This window comes from Paraglaciecola aquimarina, from assembly GCF_032464635.1.
Taxonomy (GTDB): Bacteria; Pseudomonadota; Gammaproteobacteria; order Enterobacterales; family Alteromonadaceae; genus Paraglaciecola; species Paraglaciecola aquimarina.
Genome location: NZ_JAWDIO010000002.1, coordinates 2,389,014 through 2,407,206, shown reverse-complemented (window position 1 = coordinate 2,407,206; position 18,193 = coordinate 2,389,014). Strand labels below are relative to the sequence as shown.

At 41.4% G+C, this 18,193-nt stretch carries 11 protein-coding genes and 8 pseudogenes; 3 read left to right on the top strand and 16 right to left on the bottom strand.

Annotation, left to right across the window (positions count from 1 at the left end):
- Positions 1 to 4: 4 nt before the first annotated feature.
- From rseP to rpsB, 8 genes and pseudogenes are all read right to left on the bottom strand, one after another.
- Positions 5 to 1,356, bottom strand: a pseudogene (rseP, locus tag RS130_RS12065) (sigma E protease regulator RseP).
- A pseudogene (ispC, locus tag RS130_RS12060) lies at positions 1,357 to 2,570 on the bottom strand (1-deoxy-D-xylulose-5-phosphate reductoisomerase).
- Positions 2,570 to 3,432, bottom strand: a pseudogene (locus RS130_RS12055) (phosphatidate cytidylyltransferase). Before RS130_RS12055 ends, ispC begins: the two co-directional pseudogenes overlap by 1 nt.
- Before the next feature lie 41 nt (positions 3,433 to 3,473).
- Complete coding sequence (gene uppS / locus RS130_RS12050) at positions 3,474 to 4,214, bottom strand: polyprenyl diphosphate synthase (RefSeq protein ID WP_316026157.1); 741 nt, start codon at positions 4,212 to 4,214, stop codon at positions 3,474 to 3,476.
- 18 nt (positions 4,215 to 4,232) lie between these two features.
- A complete protein-coding gene (frr, locus tag RS130_RS12045; protein ID WP_316026156.1) occupies positions 4,233 to 4,790 on the bottom strand; it encodes a ribosome recycling factor in 558 nt (185 codons plus the stop codon).
- 29 nt (positions 4,791 to 4,819) lie between these two features.
- Positions 4,820 to 5,552 (bottom strand): annotated as a pseudogene (gene pyrH / locus RS130_RS12040) (UMP kinase).
- A gap of 197 nt (positions 5,553 to 5,749) precedes the next feature.
- Positions 5,750 to 6,622, bottom strand: a complete 873-nt coding sequence (gene tsf / locus RS130_RS12035) for a translation elongation factor Ts (RefSeq protein WP_316026155.1) — start codon at positions 6,620 to 6,622, stop codon at positions 5,750 to 5,752.
- Positions 6,623 to 6,740: 118 nt separating this feature from the next.
- Positions 6,741 to 7,472, bottom strand: coding sequence for a 30S ribosomal protein S2 (gene rpsB / locus RS130_RS12030; RefSeq protein ID WP_316026154.1), 732 nt, complete (start codon positions 7,470 to 7,472; stop codon positions 6,741 to 6,743).
- A gap of 317 nt (positions 7,473 to 7,789) precedes the next feature.
- Here rpsB and map point away from each other — a divergent pair, with 317 nt between their 5' ends.
- Both map and glnD read left to right on the top strand, forming a co-directional pair.
- A complete protein-coding gene (gene map, locus RS130_RS12025; RefSeq protein WP_316026153.1) occupies positions 7,790 to 8,581 on the top strand; it encodes a type I methionyl aminopeptidase in 792 nt (263 codons plus the stop codon).
- 114 nt (positions 8,582 to 8,695) lie between these two features.
- Positions 8,696 to 11,310 (top strand): annotated as a pseudogene (glnD, locus tag RS130_RS12020) ([protein-PII] uridylyltransferase).
- Between the two features lie 97 nt (positions 11,311 to 11,407).
- On the opposite strand, the gene RS130_RS12015 reads toward glnD, so the two are convergent.
- The 4 genes and pseudogenes from RS130_RS12015 to dapF form a co-directional block, all read right to left on the bottom strand.
- Entirely contained in the window at positions 11,408 to 11,647 is a 240-nt protein-coding gene (locus RS130_RS12015; protein WP_316026152.1) for a DUF2798 domain-containing protein, read from the bottom strand.
- A 110-nt stretch (positions 11,648 to 11,757) separates the two neighbouring features.
- Positions 11,758 to 11,937: a hypothetical protein gene (locus RS130_RS12010; RefSeq protein WP_316026151.1), complete on the bottom strand. Its 180-nt coding sequence runs from the start codon at positions 11,935 to 11,937 to the stop codon at positions 11,758 to 11,760.
- A gap of 28 nt (positions 11,938 to 11,965) precedes the next feature.
- Positions 11,966 to 13,327: pseudogene (lysC, locus tag RS130_RS12005) on the bottom strand (lysine-sensitive aspartokinase 3).
- A gap of 216 nt (positions 13,328 to 13,543) precedes the next feature.
- A complete protein-coding gene (gene dapF, locus RS130_RS12000) occupies positions 13,544 to 14,386 on the bottom strand; it encodes a diaminopimelate epimerase (RefSeq protein ID WP_316026150.1) in 843 nt (280 codons plus the stop codon).
- Positions 14,387 to 14,511: 125 nt separating this feature from the next.
- Between dapF and RS130_RS11995 the strand changes: the two are divergent.
- Positions 14,512 to 15,155: pseudogene (locus RS130_RS11995) on the top strand (peptidylprolyl isomerase).
- Between the two features lie 55 nt (positions 15,156 to 15,210).
- Here the strand turns inward: RS130_RS11995 and RS130_RS11990 are convergent.
- From RS130_RS11990 to RS130_RS11975, 4 genes and pseudogenes are all read right to left on the bottom strand, one after another.
- Entirely contained in the window at positions 15,211 to 16,836 is a 1,626-nt protein-coding gene (locus RS130_RS11990) for a DUF4982 domain-containing protein (protein ID WP_316026149.1), read from the bottom strand.
- Positions 16,758 to 17,570, bottom strand: coding sequence for a glycoside hydrolase family 2 protein (locus tag RS130_RS11985; RefSeq protein WP_346433342.1), 813 nt, complete (start codon positions 17,568 to 17,570; stop codon positions 16,758 to 16,760). The genes RS130_RS11990 and RS130_RS11985 overlap by 79 nt, the downstream gene beginning before the upstream one ends.
- Before the next feature lie 42 nt (positions 17,571 to 17,612).
- Positions 17,613 to 17,741: pseudogene (locus tag RS130_RS11980) on the bottom strand (hypothetical protein); the annotation flags it as partial.
- Positions 17,742 to 17,794: 53 nt separating this feature from the next.
- Positions 17,795 to 18,136: a hypothetical protein gene (locus tag RS130_RS11975; protein ID WP_316026148.1), complete on the bottom strand. Its 342-nt coding sequence runs from the start codon at positions 18,134 to 18,136 to the stop codon at positions 17,795 to 17,797.
- Positions 18,137 to 18,193 lie beyond the last annotated feature (57 nt).

Here is an 18,193-nt window from a genome sequence, read left to right as displayed (position 1 = left end):
AAAATTATAAACGTGCAATATCATTGACTATTGCAATGCTCATTAACAGGAGTAGCAAAACGCCACCAATTTTAAAACCGACTTCTTGCACTGCGTCTGGTACAGGACGGCCACTTAAAAGTTCTATAAAGTAATAGAGTAAGTGCCCACCATCAAGTACTGGAAGCGGTAAAAGGTTAATTATTCCCAAATTAACACTAATTAGCGCCAAAAAGCTTAAAAAGTAAACTAATCCGGAGCTAGCACTCATACCCGCACCTTGGGCTATCGCTATCGGACCGCTTAGATTTTTTACTGATACATCGCCAGTAAATAGCTTTCCTAGCATTTCAATACTTAATGTCATCAGTCGCCATGTTTTATCTACCGCTTTACTAAACGCTTTACCTAACCCATATTGATGAATAAACACCATACCTTCTGGCCAAGCTTCATACTTAGGCGTAAAGCCCATATAACCGATTACGGCGTTATCACGCTCAGTGTGACCCACTGACCCGGTTAGACGCACTACTTTTCCATTTCTCAATACGTCAATCTCGATTGCTTGATCAGGCTTTGCAGTAACATGACTGACTATTTGTTCCCAATTTTCCATACTAGTTCCATCTAGACGCAAAATTTTATCGTCAGCTAACAAGCCAATACCTTGCGCAGCGGAGTTTTCTTGCACATATCCGAGTATATTTGATACCGCTGGTCTAAAAGGCGTAATCCCTAAACTAGCTAAGGCCGATTGATTATCGACGTCAAAAGACCATTGGCTAATATCAATATTTGCGCTGCGTGGTAAGGGGTGGTGATTGGCTACATACTTGATAGGTAAACGCGCTTTGCCAATATGCGACATTAACTCTAAATTAACGTCTTCCCAATCAGTAACAGCACGCCCCCCACTTCAATAATGGTCGCATTTGCTGGAATTTGACTGACACTAACAATGCTATTTGGCGTAATTTCCCCAATCACAGGCTTAATGGTTTGTAGACCAATCAAATACATGACAAAAAGTGCCAATATAGCAAATAGAAAATTCACCAAAGGGCCAGCTGCTATAATTGCAATTCTTTTAAGTACATGTTGTCGATTGAAGGCGTAGGGTAAGTCTTCTTCTGCCACCTCGTCCACACGTTCGTCTAACATCTTTACGTATCCGCCTAGAGGTATGGCGGCGAGTACAAATTCTGTTCCGTGCCTATCCGTTCTACGCCAAAACGCTTTGCCAAACCCAATTGAGAACTTTTCGACTTTCACTCCACAACGACGGGCCACCCAAAAATGCCCCCACTCATGTACCGCTACCAGTATGCCTAACGCAGCAATGAAAGAAACAATGCTAATCAAAATTGAATACATCTAGCCAACTCCTCCCATCGCGCCACTCAGTCCACTGATAATTTTTTGAGTACGTATACGAGCCGACTGATCACTAGCTATTATCGCTTCAATCGAACCTAAAGACTGAGCTGGCGTCTGTTGTAAACATTGTTCGTTTACCTCAGCTATTTGCGTAAAACTTATTTGGCCTTGCAAAAAAGCCTCAACCGCGATTTCGTTCGCAGCGTTTAACGCAGTAGTCGCATATTGCCCAACATCACTAGCTTCAATCGCTAAACGTAAATTCGGGTAACGGTGTTCATCGGGCTCTGTAAAACTAAAATTAGCGACTTGACTAAAATCTAAAGACGCGACCCCAGAAGCAATTCGTTCAGGGTAGGCTAATGCATGGGCAATAGGTGTACGCATGTCAGGATTGCCCATTTGAGCAATCACCGAACCATCTACATATTGCACCATAGAATGAATAATACTCTGAGGATGTAGCACCACTTGAATGTCATCTGACTGTAAGCCAAACAACCATCTCGCTTCAATAAACTCTAAGCCTTTATTCATCATAGTGGCTGAATCTACGGAGATTTTTCTGCCCATATCCCAATTAGGATGAGCACAAGCTTGAGCAGGCGTAACCTTGGGTAACTCGGCCAATGGTTTGTTTAGAAACGGACCACCAGAGCCAGTAAGTAGGACTTTACTGATACCAGACCCCGCCAAATCACCGTAACAAAAACGTTCTGGTAAACATTGAAAAATGGCATTGTGTTCACTGTCTATGGGCAACAATGTCGCTTTATGTTGATTAGCGGCTTGAACAAATAAATCCCCAGACATCACCAAGGACTCTTTATTTGCGAGCAATACTTTTTTACCCGTATTGACCGCAGCTAAAGTAGGCAATAACCCTGCAGCCCCAACAATCGCAGCCATCACTACATCGACTTCATTGGCACTAGCCACTTGAGCTAATGCTTCATTGCCTAACAACAATTCACAATTAAGATGACTTTGTTTAAAAGCAGCGGTTGCTTGAGAAAAATAAACTGGGTCAGAAATGACCACATATTCTGGCTGACACATTTTGGCCTGAGAAAATAACAGTTCGTAATTGGCATTAGCGGTAAGCGCAAAACAGTAAACTGTTCAGGGTGGCGTAAAACGACATCTATGGTACTTTGGCCTATCGATCCGGTAGCCCCTAAAATAGTCAATTTCTGTGCAGTTTGTTGCATTACGCCATCCACGTTACATAACAAAATGCAAAAACAGGAAAGGCTGCAGTTAAGCTATCAATCCGGTCCATAATACCACCGTGACCCGGTAACAACGTGCCGCTGTCTTTTATGCCCGCGCAGCGTTTAAACATACTTTCATTTAAGTCACCTAATGCTGACACGCCAACGGTTAATGCTCCAATCACAACATGCAACCAAATACGTGACGGTTCAACGTGATAATGTAACGCGGCAAAAGCAATGATAGCGGACGAGGCAAATACTCCCCCATCAAGCCTTCTATCGTTTTACCTAGCGAAACCCGGGGTCTTAGTTTGTGTTTACCAAACTTCACTCCAACAAAAAATGCCCCTATATCTGCCGCCCAAACGATCCCTAAAACATAAAAGATCAATGAGGCACCATAAAAAGGATCCACGTCATAAAGACTTGTTCGAAGTGAGACAACTGCTACCCAGGTTGGCACTAAAGTCAACAACCCAAAAATACCACGTAGTGGTTTACTTTCGTACCAAGCAGAGCTGAAATGCGGGTAGGCTATAATCATAGCCAATGAAATTACCCACCAAATAGATGCTAAGGACAAAATATAGGTATACAAGCTATTAAGTTGCCCTTGATACCAAATCATGTCGACAGGCAAAATTAAGGACAGAAATAAACACAATGAGGTGACAAGCACAGCAAAAGACATTTTGGTAAATTTTCTAGTAATACCTGACATACTAGACCATTCCCACGCCCCTAAGCCCATCACTAAAGCGATCAGTAGCTCAAACATCCAAAGAGGCGAAAACAAAATAGCAAAAAGTGCTAACGGTGCCAGAATAAGGGCGGTAATAACGCGTTGTTTTAACAAAGTCTCATCCTAATTTACATGAGCGGCAAGACAAATGACGATCATTTTACTTGCTCTCCAGTTTTTCCAAATCGTCGTTGACGGAGATTAAAATCATTCACAGCGTCTTGGAATGTTTGCTCACTAAAATCAGGCCAATAAACGTTAGAAAAATATAATTCAGCATAAGCAACTTGCCACAACAAAAAGTTACTAATCCGCTGTTCTCCACCAGTTCGAATCAACAAATCAACGGCAGGTAAATTTGACGCACAAGTGTGTTCAGTAAAAAGCTCTTCATTTATATCAGAACTTTGTAATTCTCCCGCTTTCACTTTGTCTGCAATAATTTGAGCGGCGTTGACGATATCCCATCGACCACCATAATTTGCAGCAATATTTAACGTTAACCCGTCGTTGTCTTTGGTTAATTGTTCAGCGTCTTGTACTTTTTTGATTAACTTGCTATCAAATCGACTTGTATCGCCGATCACTTGCAATTTAACATTATTCTTATGTAATTTTTTTACTTCGCTGCCTAACACTAATTTAAACAATTCCATCAACACACCGACTTCTTCTGCCGGTCGTTTCCAGTTTTCACTACTAAAAGCAAATAATGTTAATGCTTCAACACCACTTTTAACGGCAAAAGACACCGAAGCTCTTACCGCTTTGACGCCTGCCTTATGCCCAAAAGTGCGAATTTTCCCTTTTTCTTTTGCCCACCGACCATTGCCATCCATAATGATGGCAACATGTTTAGGCGTTTGCTTTTGTATGTTACTAGTCGTTGATTTCATTACTTTTGTTAAGCCTAACTATACTTCCATTAAATCTTTTTCTTTCAATACAAGTATCTCATCAACTTCTTTTACAAAGGTGTCTGTAAGTTTTTGAATTGACTCTTCACCGCGACGACTATCATCTTCGCTTATCTCTTTCTCTTTCAATAGCTCTTTAATATCACTATTCGCATCACGACGAATATTACGTATCGCCACTTTACCCTGTTCAGCTTCGGCACGTACAACGCGGATCAAGTCTTTACGTCGCTCTTCGGTTAGTGCGGGCATCGGAATACGCATAACGGCCCCTGCGCTCATTGGATTGAGCCCCAAATCAGACTGCATAATGGCTTTTTCGACGGCTTGAGCAGCGCTTTGATCAAATACAGTCAATGCCAAAGTACGTGCGTCTTCTGCAACTATATTGGCTAACTGTTTCAATGGCGTTGGAGCGCCATAATAAGGCACCATAATACTGTCTAGTAAACTGGGGTGTGCACGGCCAGTACGGATTTTAGATAATTGGCCTTTTAATGACACTACACTTTTTTCCATACGCTGACGCGCATCATCATTTATTTCATCAATCACGTTAATCTTCCTAATCGCTAATATGTTTTTTATTTTGTATGTGTAATAAGAGTGCCGTCATCTTTACCCATGACAACATCCTTCAAACAACCAAGGTTTATTCATATTAAATACCCTGATTGGAACATTATGGTCTCTAGCCAGTGTAAAAGCTGCTAAGTCCATAACTTTCAATTCTTTTTCTAACACTTCATTATAAGAAAGTGTTTTAAATAATACGGCATCTGGATTTTTGGCTGGGTCAGAATCATAAACCCCATCGACTTTCGTGCCTTTTAAAATGACATCTGCTTCGATTTCGATTCCGCGCAAACAGGCTGCGGAGTCAGTAGTAAAAAAGGATTTCCTGTACCAGCTGAAAATATCACTACGCGGCCAGACTTTAGTAAACTTATGGCTTCAGCCCAGTTATAAGAGTCACAAACACCATTCAGGGGAAACGCCGACATCAAACGAGCATTAACTAATGCACGATGCAGTGCATCTCGCATCGCCAGTGCCATTCATAACCGTGGCTAACATTCCCATATGGTCACCAACAACACGATTCATACCTGCTTTGGCTAACCCTTCACCGCGGAATAAATTACCGCCACCAATAACAAGTCCTACTTCTACGCCAAGCTCGAGTAGTTCTTTTATTTCTTGGGCCATGCGATCGAGTACTTTAGGGTCAATGCCAAAGCCCTCATCCCCCATCAGTGCTTCACCACTTAATTTTAACAAGATTCTTCGATAAGCTGATTTAGGTACAGTACTCATAGATTAGCAATTCCTTACGATGAAAAAAGTGACGAAATTGTAAGCCATATTGACTTACTTCACACACATAAAAAAGCACCTCTAATTGAGGTGCCAGTATTATACCCAAACAAGTTCAAAATGCATGTTTCATGCAAGAATTAAAACTGATTTAAGGCTTTAGGGTTCAGACTTAACTTAATTAAGCCGTAATCCGCTTATTTTTTAGCCGCTGCCATTTGTGCAGCTACTTCTGCAGCGAAATCTTCTTCTTTTTTCTCGATACCTTCACCTACTTCAAAACGTACGAAGTTAATCACATCCGCACCTTTAGATTTAAGTAAGTCAGCAACAAGGATTGAAGGATCCTTAACAAACGGTTGACCTGTTAAGCTGATTTCGCCAGTGAATTTCTTCATACGGCCAGAAACCATTTTTTCTGCTATTTCAGCAGGCTTGCCAGATTTAACAGCGATATCAAGTTGAATTTCTTTTTCTTTTGCTACCACTTCAGCTGGTACTTCTTCAGGCTTAACGAACTGAGGGCTAGATGCTGCAACGTGCATCGCAATATCTTTAGCTAGCTCTTCATCGCCACCTTGTAGAATAGCGATAACACCAATACGTGCACCATGTACATAAGCACCAAGGTTATCACCTTCAACAGAAATAACACGACGAGGGCTGATGTTTTCGCCAATCTTAGCCACTAACGTATCACGCAAGTCACTTACTTTAACGCCATCAACTTCTGCGTTGTTTAATGTGTCCATATCATTGATTTTGTTTGCAGAAGCAACTTCAATCAATTGTGAACCAAATTTAATGAAACCTTCGTCACGTGCAACAAAGTCAGTTTCACTGTTTACTTCAATCATAGTTGCTACACCGTTAGCAACTTTAGTCAAAATCACACCTTCAGCGGCGATACGTCCCGCTTTTTTAGCTGCTTTAGCTTGACCATTTTTACGCATATTCTCGATTGCAAGTTCGATATCACCATTGGTTTCTACCAATGCTTTTTTACAATCAAGCATGCCTGCGGCTGTACGCTCGCGTAATTCTTTAACTAGGGCTGCAGTCACTGCCATTTTCGTTTCCTCAGCAAATATTTTATTTAACATTTAAAAACAGGGGCAACCGCCCCCGTTTTATTTTTCGACAATAAACCGAAATCTAATTACCTAGACTCGGTTAAAAGCTTGTTGCTTATTCAGCAGCTTCTACGAACTCGCCTTTTTCAGCAGGTACTTCATTTGACTGGTTACGACCTTCAGTCACAGCATCAGCTGCTGCATTCAAATAAAGTTGAATCGCGCGAATTGCATCATCATTACCTGGAACGATGTAATCAACACCATCTGGGCTTGAGTTAGTATCAACGATTGAAACTACTGGAATACCAAGGTTGCCGGCTTCAGTAATTGCGATATGTTCGTGGTCAGCATCAACAACAAACAATACATCAGGCAATCCGCCCATGTTTTTGATCCCGCCTAGGCTAGTCTCAAGTTTTGTCATTTCGCGCTGAAGCATTAACACTTCTTTCTTAGTTAATTTTTCAAACGTTCCGTCTTGACTCTGTTGCTCAAGATCTTTAAGACGTTTGATTGACTGACGAACTGTTTTCCAGTTAGTCAACATACCGCCTAACCAGCGTTTGTTAACATAGAATTGGTCACATTTGTCAGCTGCTTCTTTAACTGCATCACTTGCAGCACGCTTAGTACCAACGAAAAGTATTTTACCTTTCTTAGCGGCAACGCCACCAACAAAGTTCAATGCTTCGTTGAACAAAGGAACTGTTTTTTCAAGATTGATGATATGAACTTTGTTACGTGCGCCAAAAATGAAAGGTTTCATTTTTGGATTCCAGTAACGAGTTTGGTGTCCAAAGTGTACGCCTGCCTGAAGCATGTCGCGCATAGATACATTTGCCATTATAAAGATTCCTCAATATGGGGTTAGGCCTCCATACATCCCAGTTTTCGATCCACGCAGAATTTCAATTAAGAATTTCTATGCAGACACCCCGAAAAATGTGCCGATGTATGTGTGTTATTTATGCTAAAAATTCTTAGCTACTTCGCGATATCTAATAGTCGCTAACGATCATTAAATTCAGCGGTGCGCTTTATAGCATGCTAGCCAATTATATACAAGTTCGAGTTCAAATTTAACGTAATCACTCTATACAAGGAACAGCGTAATCGTTAATATAGGCGCACACTAAGGTTCTCATTAGATAGGAAAAAATATTGTCTGCCACTATAAAAACCCCAGCAGAAATTGAAAAAATGCGAAGAGCTGGGCGTCTTGCCGCTGATGTATTACAAATGATTGGTGAACACGTAAAAAAGGGCGTTACCACTAATGAGCTGGATAAAATTTGTCATGATTATATCGTTAACGTACAAAAATGTATTCCTGCCCCATTAAATTATGGCAATCCTCCATTTCCCAAATCAATCTGTACATCGGTCAATCATGTAATTTGTCATGGTATTCCAGCCGACAAAAAGTTAAAAGACGGTGACTCGATAAATATCGATGTGACTGTTATTGCTGACGGCTATCATGGTGATACATCGAAGATGTTTGTGGTAGGTAAGCCATCCATTTTATCTGAGCGCCTAATTCGTATTACACAAGAATGTTTATATTTAGGCATAAAAATGGTCAAACCCGGGGCTAGATTAGGCGATATAGGCCACGCTATTCAACAATACGCTGAAAGTAACAACTATTCAGTAGTACGTGAGTATTGTGGGCATGGTATCGGCGCTAATTTCCATGAAGAGCCACAAGTTGTGCATTATGGTAAGCCCAATACTGGAGAGACGTTAGAAGCTGGTATGTGCTTTACTATCGAGCCAATGATAAATGCCGGTAAACGTTATTCTAAAGTGTTACCCGATCAATGGACGGTCGTCACCAAAGATCGTAGCCTAAGTGCTCAATGGGAACATACCTTACTTGTCACCGAAACCGGAGTAGAAATTCTCACTCTTCGTGATGACGAAACCATTGATCGAATCATTAACCATTAATATCCCCCAACTATTGACTTACATGTATCTTGATAACTACACAAAAATCAAGATACATGAGTCTAATTTGGCGTTAACCTCAGCGACTGAATTTTCTGCTGTAAGGAATGTAATTTGTCTCTCCATAGTCTGTTAAGCCAAATAAAGCTGATTAACAATACCGATAACATCGCGGCTTATAAAACTATCGTTGCCAATAGTTATGAATGGCTAAACACCGAATTCGGTCGCAGTGAAATACAAGGACTAGTAGAGGGAAGAGCCGTTTTTGTTGACTCGCTATTGCAACATATCTGGCAATTAATGGGCCTACACACTGAAAAAAACTCGCCCTAGTCGCAGTGGGCGGATATGGCCGAGGACAACTACAACCATATTCTGACATCGACTTATTAATTTTGAGTCACAGAACATTAGGCAAAAGCCAGCAAGAAACCATTGGCAGATTTATCACATTGATGTGGGACATAGGACTAGATGTAGGTCAATCGGTTCGTAGTATTAAAGAAACTGTGCAGCAGGCCAAACAGGATGTCACTATAGCGACAAATTTGGTAGAAGCTCGACTCCTTATTGGTAGTGAAAATACCTTTAAAGATTTGATTAGCAAATTGCAAAGCCGCAGTTATTGGAGTAGTAAAGATTTTTTCATCGCTAAATATGATGAACAAGTTCAACGTCATGCTAAATGCAAAGATACCTCATTCAACTTGGAGCCCAATGTTAAGGAAAACCCGGGTTGTTTACGTGACATTCAAACTATCGGCTGGGTGGCGAAGAAACATTTTAAGGCAATGGATGGCAGCGAACTAGTCGCAGCCGGATATTTCACTAAACAAGAATTTATAGAATTAATTGAGTGTAGAAATGCCCTATGGGAAATTCGTTTTGCTCTACATTTAGTTTCAGGACGTAGTGAAAACCGTTTATTGTTTGATTATCAACAAGACGTGGCAAGCAAGTTAGGTTATGGCGAAGATAACAAAGCCTGTGTTGAGAAAATGATGAAGTCGTTTTTCAGAACAGTTCGACGCATTAGTGAACTGAATGAAATGTTACTACAACGATTTCGTCAAGATATTTTAGCCATCAAGGTTAAGCAAACCAAAGATATCGATCAGAACTTTGAGCTATTAGATGACCTTATTTATCCAAAACATGAGAATGTATTTGCATGCCCAGAAGATATATTACGCTTTCTTCAGCTGATTGCAGATCATCCAGAAATTACCGGGTTACACTCTAATTGTTTAGGCTTACTAAGACAGGCCAGACGCGCATTTCGTGAACAATACTTTGCAGAAAGAGCAGAATGTCGAGTATTGTTTATGGGCTTAATGAAACACCCAAATTTCTTTGCTTTAGCTTGGAATATCATGCATAAACATGGCATTTTACAAGCCTATATCCCTCAGTGGGATCACATTGTGGGTATGATGCAGTTTGACTTATTTCATGCGTACACTGTAGACGAGCATACCCACAGATTAGTTAAAAACATATATCACTATGGTCAACCAGAAAATACGCATTTCCCACGCTGTGGGCGCATTGTCAAACACTTAGATAAACCTGAATTGCTATTTATTGCCGCTATTTTTCACGATATCGGTAAAGGTAGAAATGGCGACCATTCAGAACTCGGCGCAGCAGACGTGAAAGACTTTTGTGTTGCTCATGGAGTAAATGAGAAAGATACTGAGCTTATTCGCTGGTTAGTTGAAAGTCACTTAACTATGTCTGTCATCGCGCAAAGACGTGATATTTATGATCCCGAAGTGATCAATGAGTTCGCGCATATCGTCCGCACCCACAACAACCTCAATCATTTGTATGTGCTGACTTTGGCCGATATTAGAGCCACCAATGATAATCTTTGGAACGACTGGAAGTCGCAGCTATTGCGAGACTTATATTTACTCACCCAAAAAGCCTTAGAAAACGGCTTAGAATGCAAAGTAGCCTTGCAAGATCGAATTGAAGATCACCAAGAGCAGGCCCGCAAAATACTGTTTGATTGTGGCATGAACGAATCGCAAATATCACAATTTTGGAAGCGTTTAAATAACGACTATTTTGCCCGTTTCTTTCCGGAGCAAATCGCTTGGCATGCACAGGTTATTTTAGCGTCTTACCCCATGACGGATGACTTTTTACTAGTAGGTACCAGCGCTAAGGCTTCTAGGGCCGGAGCAGAGCTAATAGTGTATGGTAAAGATAAACCGAAAATGTTTGCTCAAATTGCTTCAGTTTTAGATAGCCGTAATTGCACTATTCATGATGCGCAAATCATGCATACCCATGATGGTTACATATTTGATAGCTTTATCATCCTAGAGCAAAATGGTGAGCGTATTACCTCTACTTCACGCTTAGATAGCTTAAAAGAGGCAGTTGAGTCTCAATTAAATAAACCCGGTGAGAAGCATAGCAATAAACGTAAAATGTCTCGCCAAATGGAGCAGCTAGATGTTAAAACTAAAGTGAGATTTTATCCTAGCCAAAGTAAAGGGACGATAATCGAATTGGAAGCATTAGATGCATCAGGTTTATTGGCCAAAATTAGCGAACAGTTCGTTGAACTCAACTTCAAACTACATATGGCTAAAATATCTACTATAGGTGAGCGAGCAGAAGATTTATTCATACTCACTAATCAGTATGACGAACCACTCAGCCAAACTGAGCAAGTTGAACTTAAAAAACGCTTAACTGAAAACCTCGATTAAGGTTTTCGGTCATTTATGACAACTAATTTAACACTAACCTAGGGTTAAATTAGTTGTCATAATTCTCACCCAAACAATATCAAGACCTTAGCTACAGCTATCCATTTTCCTGCTCATCTTGCAATACAAGCGCCACCAACTTATGCACAATAGGCCCCACGACTAAGATAGTCGGAAAAGCCACCGCAAAAGCAAAGCTCCACGCTTTTAACCAAATACCTATTATATTTGCCACCAATCCCACATTAAAAATACTGATCACCAACGACATAATACAAGACATCAGTAATGACATAAAAAACGAAAAGACCAGTTTGTGATGTTTACGAGGGATCATTAACGGACACCTTCCATAGAATAAAAAATAGAGAGAAATTTATACAGAAAATAACGTTTCTGTTTGGCTACAGTACGAAAGACTGCAACCTGTTGCTGCATCGAGCGAGCCTAGTCAGCCTCAAGCCAAGCTCGAATAACCTGCGCAATTTTTTGCACGTCGTCATCGGCATAAGCCATTAACAAATTCGCCATACCTTTTTTTGCTCGAACTTTAGGCTGCTGCCGCAAAAACAATTTAGATAAAGGTGATTGATAAACGCCAGTCTGTTTGTTGCTTTTGTTTATCATCACCTTATACAATCATCAGGATATTGAGTTATTCAAACAAGGCTCTATGCAACGACTTAACCACTTCGTTACTCGCATTTGCGCTGACTAAGATAGACAAATTATGAGGATTAGCGCCATAACAAATCATACGTAAATTATGTTCCGCAACCGCATCAAATATTCGGTTGGATATACCCGCTTCGCCATGCATATTGTTCCCCACCACAGTGACCAAGGTCGTAATTGTCTTCAACGAGCACATCACAAAATTGGCGTAACTCATCTAACGTCGCACGATTGAGTTGCTCAACCACAGAATTAGCTGGATTGTCTAAGGTAAATGCCACTGATATTTCTGACGTTGTCACTAAATCAACACTCAATTTATGTTTAGCAATAATCGTAAATACCCGTTGTAAGAAGCCTTGGGCATACATCATTTTTGGCGTCTTAACTGTCACCATCACTTGCTCTTTACGACGAGTAATTGCTCGGTAAGCTGGCTCAGTTTGACAATCTCGGACAATCCAAGTCCCCCCTTTTCTGGTTCACGACTTGAACCAACAAACACTTTAATATCCTGTCTTAACGCCGGCTCCATAGTCGCGGGGTGCAACACTTTAGCGCCAAATGTGGCCATTTCTGCGGCTTCTTCAAAGCTAAGTTCTGGCAATGGTCTAGCGGCATCTGTAATTCGAGGATCAGTGGTATACACACCTATCACATCGGTCCAAATTTCACAGGTACTGGCACCTAATGCTTCAGCTAACAAGGCCGCTGTAAAGTCCGAACCACCTCGTCCTAAAGTCGTGGTATTACCTTGTTCATCAGAACCAATAAAACCTTGAGTAACAAAAACGGTATCGGCAAGACTAGGCAGCATGATTTGTTCAGCCGCTAATTTAATTGCTTCCAATTGCGGCGTGGCTTTACCAAATTCACTGTCCGTTTTCAGTACATTACGTACATCAAAGTTCTCAGCCTTCACCCCAATACCTTGTAGTACGGCACTAAATAACAAAGACGACATTCTTTCACCGTGGGATAACAAGGCGTCTTTTAAATCAGCGCGGTGAATAATTTCTTCATGTAAGGCTAAATCAGTTAAAGATGATAGTAACTGGGTTAGTTTTTCTGCCACATCTTCAGGACTTCCTAGATCTTGTAAAATATTAGCTTGGATCCCTTCGATTTCAGCTAACTTTTGTTTGATTTGATCTTTTGACATGGCCGTATGGGCAATATCTACCAACAAGTTAGTGACACCCGCCGAAGCGCTTACCACCACAACTTTGGTATGACTGTTATTCTTAATTATATTGGCACAATTACTCATAGCGGAAAAATTGGCGACACTAGTTCCGCCAAATTTGGCTACGTTTAGGCTATTCACTTCTATATTGCTCACTGTCTATTCACTCAATCATCAAACACAATTTTATAGGTTCGAAAATAGCAGTTTTCACTTACAAATTAAAAGTAAAAATGCATGAAAGCATCTGCTATTTTGGAATAGGATATTCAGCAACTTGATGACTATCCATTGATTTTTATATGTGGCCACTCAGCAAGGGTATAAAAGGCTTCAGTTAAGACTCACTGGATCTTGTTAAGGGGTCACCGACTAAAACGTATTACGATAGTCTTCTAGTGCTTCCATCGCTAGTTCGCCGTTTGCAATTTTACACACGGCACCTTGCATGGTGGCGAATAAGTCCTGATCCAAACTAATTTTGATTTCGCCGCCCGGCATATTAACCGATATAATTTCATCACATAGACCTAAGCCACATGCTACGCCAGCTGCTGCTGTACTGCTGCTGCCAGATGCAAGTGTATAGCCTGCTCCGCGCTCCCAAATTTCTATCTGAATGGTGTGGCGATCCAGTACTTTTAGAAATTGTACATTAGTGCGATTTTCAAAACGGGCGTCCTGTTCAATCAAAGGGCCATATTGGTGGGCAAGATCTGCACTTAACTGCTGTACAGGAATGACAAAATGTGGATTACCGACACTGGCTCGATAACCAACAAATGTCTGGTCTGCTATCTGAATAGTCTCTTTTCGGATGGCCAGTGAGTGGTCGCTACCGTGGGTATATCGAACCTTACCCATGTCTACCGTGACACGTTTTCCTTCGGCATGAACCGTGGCTTTCACTTCTCCGCCCTTTGTTTCAATACTAAAGGTGTCGTGTGTCACCAATTTAGTATCCCATAGATAACGAGAGAATATTCGTAAACCATTACCACTTTTCTCCGCCTCACTACCATCAGGATTAAAAATTCTTAACTTAAAATCACAACTGGCACTTGGCAGCGGACCGTACAAAACCCCATCTGAACCCACGCCATAATGGCGGTCACATATAGTTTTGATTTCGGCGCTGGTCATATCATGATCTAGTTCGTTCGGCGCAATAACAATGTAGTCGTTGCCGAGGGCGTGATACTTAGTAAATTTCATTTTTTTCAACATTGGGGCTGGTAGGCATTACGCTAATAATAAACAATGACCGCCATATTAATAAATTCTAAATTGAAAAGATATTCAGGATCCACTGAAGCTCAACATTACCATGGGTGAGAATAATGACACTATCGCAACGACTCCGTACTATTCCAATCGCTATCATACTGCTGTTAGCTCAAACCATAACACTTGCTTTTGCAAACAACACTAGTCCCAGCCAACCTCAACACGCGACGATTCAAACGAGTATAGGCACTATTAGCATCGAGTTGTATCCACAACAAGCGCCAATCACAGTCAATAATTTTCTACGTTACATCGAATCAGGCGCGTTTGAAAACGGGCGCTTTTATCGAGTGGTTCGGTTAGACAATGACAATGGCAAGCCGAAAATTGAAGTGATCCAAGGAGGGGCGAATCCAGGATTTAAGAATTTCAGTGAAATTCCTTTAGAAACAACCCTGCAAACCGGCATAACGCATTTAGATGGCACATTATCCATGGCTCGTGGCGCCCCTGGTTCCGCGACTTCCGAATTTTTATCTGTGTAGGCCCTCAACCTTCATTAGATTTTGCTGGCAAGCGCAATCCAGATGGACAGGGGTTTGCAGCTTTTGGCAGAGTGATCGCAGGAATGGAGGTAGTACGGAAAATTCATCAAATGAGAAATGCCAAAGCGGTCGCAGACCAATATGTAAAGGGCCAAATGTTAGCTGAGCCGGTGATAATTTTAAGCATTACGGCTAAATCCGCAAAATTGTAGCAGGCTATTGGCGTACCTTAGGGGGAGTCGTGCAACTCCCCTGCCGCTAAATGTCTTAATGCATGTTGTTATGGGATGTTAGTTCAAATCCATTCAGCCAAATACCTTTTTCAGCCTTGGGATCTCTGAACACAATCGATACCGGATTGGTTCCGTCCGCTGCAAAACTGATGGTTTGTGAACCTGGCTGTCCTAATTGTAGAGACTTGCCTTCTGTCACTGCAATATTTTTAACACTCCGCGCTCCTGATGCATCACTTACTAATGCTTCTAACGCGGTGGCATAGGGTAATTTATGGATCGTTATAGTCTTTAACTTATCCAAGTTAGGATCCATTGAATCGGTATTAGAGCGAGGTGCATGATGGTACGTTTTAATGCTGTATTGGCCTTTCTCTAAACCATCGAAAATTAAACTGATACCTTGCTTATCAACACCTACCACGCCCTCGCCATAAACATAACCATGTAAACCAATCACATTCATTTCGCCTAACCAACGTAATATACCTTGCTCTGAGTTTTTTAGCAGCGAGACATCAAAACCACCAAAGTCATCAAAATGCACCGAAGCATTTTGGTTATCTTGACCATACCAAGCTTGCCATCCAAATTGCACAAGTTGATCTTCAGCGCCCATGTCGACACGAATTTTCGCATAGTCTTTTATCGGGTACGCATTCACTAAAATTGCATCTTTGCTGACCTCTTGACTACGCAATTTTACCGAATCTGATTTCAGCCCTTTGGCTTTGGCCCGAATTTTTATACTACCTGCTTTAGTACTAGCCCTCACTAATATTGGCGCAACACCTAATCTAGCCTTAGCGGGATTAGCCTGAATATTAACATTGTCACCAATGATCTCAGCTGGACCTGATATTGAAAACTCAACATCCACATTAGCATCGGTAAGCAGCATCCCATTTTTATCTAATATTTCTGCGTAGCCCACTAAGATGTCGTTGCCATCTGCGGCAAATACTCGGTCTTTTGTGTCAAACTTAAGATTGATCTTGTAAGCTTCACCGGGCGTATACCGCTCCTGTTGTAATACCTGTTGGCCCTGAATAAAGCCCGTAACGGTTAATTTACCCGCTTCATAAAATGTGACAGGGATCTCGAATGGAGGATGATCAAGACCAATATATTTAAGTGCTGTAGAGGGCTTAAAGCGACCTTTTACTTGGTCATTAACCGCTAGTTCAATTTCATCGGCATTACTGTAAATAGTTAGCATTTTGCTATGTTCTGTCCAAGGATCTTTGACATATAAGCTAGGCGTATCAACTAGCTCTGTTGGATACCACATAACTTTAGGGTTGCGCACTGACCTGAATACCGACAATGCGCCTGAACGGGTTCTGTCATCCCAAACTCCGATATCATGAAAAGTATAATAAGCGTGCGCTGTCCAGTAAATTATCCCTGTTTTCATAGGATCATTTTTATACTCGGCCACAACTGATGGGCCATACCAACCTTCCATGCCCAATATTTGCTCATGCCTCGCCCATTCACCTGGACCATAATTCATATTAGCAAACACGTCAGTCAAACCACTTGACTGCCACCCTGTCCAGCGACTGCTCTGAGAAGCCGTTAAACGGTTAGGGTCTTCTTGTTTGACCGCATAATGTAACTTAGGTACATACCCTCTGTGGTTAATACCCGCCCCCAAATGATCACGGATGGATGATTCCTATGATTTCTCACCATAGTTCGTGCCGACGCCTCAAGGTTATCCCACCATTTACCTGAATTTTGCATGCCAGTCCAAGTTGGCGCTTCTTCGTACACTAAAATACCTAGTTCGTCACAAGCCTTTAGTAATGCATCATCTTGTGGATAATGAGCGGTGCGCACAACATTGAACCCTAGCTCTTTGAACTGTTGCATATCTTTTTTGTGCAACGAATTAGGCAAGGCGTCTCCTATGTAGCCGTAATGCTGATGACGATTAAAGCCAATTAATTTAATCGGTTTGTTATTCAACTTAAAACCATGTTTTTGGTCAAATTCAAATTTACGAAAACCAACGTTATTGTCGGCAACATCCAGCGCTTTGCCGTCCACTAGCAATAACGTATTTAACTTGTACAAATAAGGATCATCCGTCGACCAAAGTTTTAGCCCCTGTTCAATGCCGCCAATTTGATTGAACTCAAACGCCTCGCCTGCTGGCAAAGCATAGCTATCTGACAGTTTCAGTAGCACACTACCCGACTTGTCCACCAAACGATTAATGACTTGTACTTGTTGTGTCTGCGTAGACTGGTTGATGACATGGGTTTTAACATTTAGAGTGGCATTAAGATTAACCGGGTCGACACTAGGTGTGGTGATGGTAATGCCATTATTCATACCTTCAATATTGAAGGTTATACGCACTGGTGCGGTTTCAACTAGATACACATCGCGATATAAACCACTGAACTTCACATAATCAAATGGCCCCGGATCGGGTGGAATATGCTGGCTACGGCGATTGTCCACCAATAGTGTAATCTGATTTTCTTCTCCGTATGTTACGTATTCTGAAATATCAAAAATAAAAGGGGTATAACCACTTACAGCATGATTACCAGCATGTTGGCCATTGACCCATAAATCTGTTTCTTGATGGGCGCCCTCAAATTCTAAAAAACGCTTTTAGAACTGTCTGCCGTCACCTTAATTGTGCGTTTATACCAACCGACTTCGCGCTGAAAGGTTTCTTGCACTTTGCTGTCTCGCACGCCGTTTAAAGCTAAAGACGTGAGTGCTAAAGTGTGAGGAACAGAGACACTTTGCCAACTAGCGTCATCAAAATCAGTGGCATAATATGCAGCCTCAGGGTCACCTAAATGGAACTTCCAGCCCGCGGTTAACATGACCTTCGAACGTTCTGTATGTGGATAACCTTCAGGTAAGGCTTGACTGAACACTCCTACACTGAAGAGGCTAAAAACAACAATTAAATGACTGATTTTGAGTCGCATATGCAAACCTTTAGTTTTCATCGGTTATAAAAAAGGCTTGCTAGGGAACACTCCCTA